The organism is Streptomyces sp. TRM64462 (genome assembly GCF_013362995.1).
In the GTDB taxonomy this organism is placed as follows: Bacteria; Actinomycetota; Actinomycetes; order Streptomycetales; family Streptomycetaceae; genus Streptomyces.
Window position 1 is genome coordinate 1 of record NZ_JABWDV010000269.1, and the last position, 2,945, is coordinate 2,945.

3 protein-coding genes are annotated in these 2,945 nt (G+C 69.6%); 2 read left to right on the plus strand and 1 reads right to left on the minus strand.

The features are described from left to right. Positions 1-236: 236 nt before the first annotated feature. Positions 237-1,046, minus strand: a complete 810-nt coding sequence (locus tag HTZ82_RS12655; protein WP_175409448.1) for an SGNH/GDSL hydrolase family protein — start codon at positions 1,044-1,046, stop codon at positions 237-239. 727 nt (positions 1,047-1,773) lie between these two features. Between HTZ82_RS12655 and HTZ82_RS12660 the strand changes: the two genes are divergently transcribed. Together HTZ82_RS12660 and HTZ82_RS12665 are read left to right on the plus strand one after the other, a co-directional pair. After that, complete coding sequence (locus HTZ82_RS12660) at positions 1,774-2,631, plus strand: glycosyltransferase family 2 protein (protein WP_217624005.1); 858 nt, start codon at positions 1,774-1,776, stop codon at positions 2,629-2,631. Further along, a partial coding sequence (locus HTZ82_RS12665; protein WP_175409449.1) for a glycosyltransferase family 2 protein occupies positions 2,628-2,945 on the plus strand: 318 nt, incomplete at its 3' end. The genes HTZ82_RS12660 and HTZ82_RS12665, both read left to right, overlap by 4 nt.

A 2,945-nucleotide genomic window follows, 5' to 3' on the forward strand; every position in this document is an offset into this window, starting at 1 on the left:
CGGTGCGCCCGGTTCCGTACGGCTCCGGGGGCGGCGCGCGGCGGACGGGCGGCGACGGGATGCGGGGGCGCGGCCGGACCACCGTGCTGGTGGCGGCCGGCGCCGTGCTGCTCCTGGCGCTGGCGGGTCTGGCGTACGCACTGGCGTGACGGCGGCGCGGAACGCACGAGGACCGGGTCCGGCGGGAGTTCCGGAGCCCGGTCCGTGACGTGCGGTGAGGCGTCGGCGGCGGAGCCCTACGCGGCGTTGCGGAACGCCGGGAGGTAGCCGCCCGACTGACCCTGGGCGGTGGGGTGGTACGACTCGCCGATGTTGAGCCAGTTCACGCTGTGCAGCCAGGACGAGCCGGAGCAGATCTCGTGGCCGGTGAAGTTCGGGACGACGTCACCGAAGGTGAAGCCGTGGTCGGCGGCGCGCTTCGCGGTGGCGGCGTTCAGGTGGTCGGCGGCGCCGTTTATGGCCCGCCGCTCGTTCTCGGTGAGCCCGGCGAGGCAGGAGCCGCCCAGCTTGTAGAAGCGCGGGTAGCCGAGGACGACGACCCGGGCCGACGGGGCCTTGGTGCGGATGGCCGAGTAGACGGAGTCGAGGCGGCCGGGCAGCGTCGTGTCGACGTAGCTCTTCGCCTGGTTGACCCTGGCGATGCAGTTGGCCTCGGACTGCAGGACGCAGGTGGTCATGACGTCGGCGAAGCCCGCGTCGTTGCCGCCGACGGTGATCGACACGAGGTCGGTGGCGCTGGAGAGCGGTCCGAGCTGGCCGGCCGTCACATCGTTGGTGCGGGCGCCCGAACAGGCGGTGAACGCGAAGGACGCGGGTGCGTTCGCGGCCGCCCAGAGTGCCGGATAGGCGCGGGGCGTGCGCTTGCAGGAGCCGCTCGAACTGTCGTAGTTACCGGCGCCGACACCCGATGAGTAGGAATCTCCGAGCGCCACGTAGTCGACCGCGGCGGCCGACGAGTCGGCCTGTGCGGTGCCGGCGGCGGCCAGGGTGAGGGCGGCGCCGAGAAGGAGCGAGGAAGCAAGTGCCGTGGCACGGAACGTTTTCATGAATACCCCCTTTAGCAGGATCTCTGCCGCCCCCTTGGTAGCAGCGCCGCCATGTCCATGCCAACACTTCGGACAGGATTCGATGGACCGTTCACCCTGTCGGGCCAACACGGGGCAGACGCCCCCAACTCACCGGAGCACGAGTCGGGTTGAGGGACAGAAGGGTCATCTGCGACCACAGAGGACAGGGGAACCGGGGCATCCCGAGGGGCGTCCGGGACACGCCGCCGAGTGGACCGAACGGGCGATCCGGAACCGACGGACCTGACACCTCGTCACCCGTATGCCGCGAAATCGACCGCGCCCATGGTCAAGCGGAATGCGTTCGGGAGAGGAATTCGATCACATGAATGCGATCATTCGAGTTCGACACACGACCGCCGAAGCACAACAAAAAAGCAAAAAAGCGCTCCCACGCTCCAGTGCTTGCCATACAGTCTGAATTATCAATACCGTCGTACATCCACCCGCAACGGCCCATTGTGCGAGGCGACTCCAGGGGAGGGGTCGGTCAGCCTCGACGAGCCGCAGCGGGGCGCGGTAGGGGGGTGCCGTGCTCGGTGTCGTGCCGAGTCGCGTGCCGCGCGAAGCAATGCCAGCTCACCCGGTCCAGCGCGGAGATCCACTCCGTCATGCCGGGATGAGAACCCCCCTTTCGAACCGGACACCCATCCGGGCCGCCGCCCAGGGGCGGGCGGTCCACCGGACGAGAGGGAAACGACGACTCATGAGCTCCTTCCTGCGCCCGGCCACCACCGACGTCGCCGGCATCGCGGCCGACGGCTCCGCGGCGGAGGCCGAGTCCGGCCGGACATCCGACCGGTACCGGGCGATCACCTCGCATCTGGCCATCACACCGCCGGTCAGCGTGGTCATCCCGGCCATGAACGAGGCGGAGAACCTTCCGTACGTGTTCAAGACCCTGCCCGACTGGATCCACGAAGTGGTCCTGGTCGACGGCAACTCCACGGACGACACCGTCGCCGTCGCCCGCGCGCTGTGGCCCGGCGTCAAGGTCGTCAAGCAGGCCGGCAAAGGCAAGGGCGACGCGCTCATCAGCGGGTTCGCCGCCTGCACCGGCGACATCATCGTCATGGTCGACGCCGACGGCTCCGCCGACGGCCAGGAGATCGTCAGCTATGTGTCCGCGCTCGTCGGAGGCGCCGACTTCGCCAAGGGCTCCCGCTTCGCCAACGGCGGCGGCACCGACGACATGACCGCCGTCCGCCGGCTCGGCAACCGGCTGCTGTGCGCCGTCGTCAACGCCAAGTTCGGCGCCCGCTACACCGATCTGTGCTACGGCTACAACGCGTTCTGGCGGCACTGCCTCGACGCGATCACGCTCGACTGCACCGGCTTCGAGATCGAGACCCTCATCAACATCCGCGTCGTCAAGGCGGGCCTCAAGGTGCAGGAGGTCCCCAGCCACGAGTACGTGCGCATCCACGGCGTGTCCAACCTCAACGCCGTACGGGACGGGCTGCGCGTCCTGAAGGTCATCCTCCGCGAGAAGGGAGTCCGCCGCGCCGCCCGCCGCCGTCCCGCGGCGTTCTCGGTGAACGTGCCCCGAGGAGAGATCTCTTGACCGAACGCCGGTTCACCGTCGTGATCTGCGTCTACACGGAGGACCGCTGGGACGACATCCTGGCGGCCGTCGGCTCCGTACGGCGCCAGTCACGGCCCGCCCTGGAGACGCTGCTGGTCGTCGACCACAACCCGGCGCTCCTGGAGCGGCTCACCAAGGAGTACGGCGACGACGTGGAGGAGGTGCGGGTGCTCGCCAACGCGGGCCCCCGCGGCCTCTCCGCCGGCCGCAACACCGGGATCGCCGCCGCCCGCGGCGACATCGTCGCCTTCCTCGACGACGACGCCGTCGCCGAACGGGACTGGCTGCGCCAC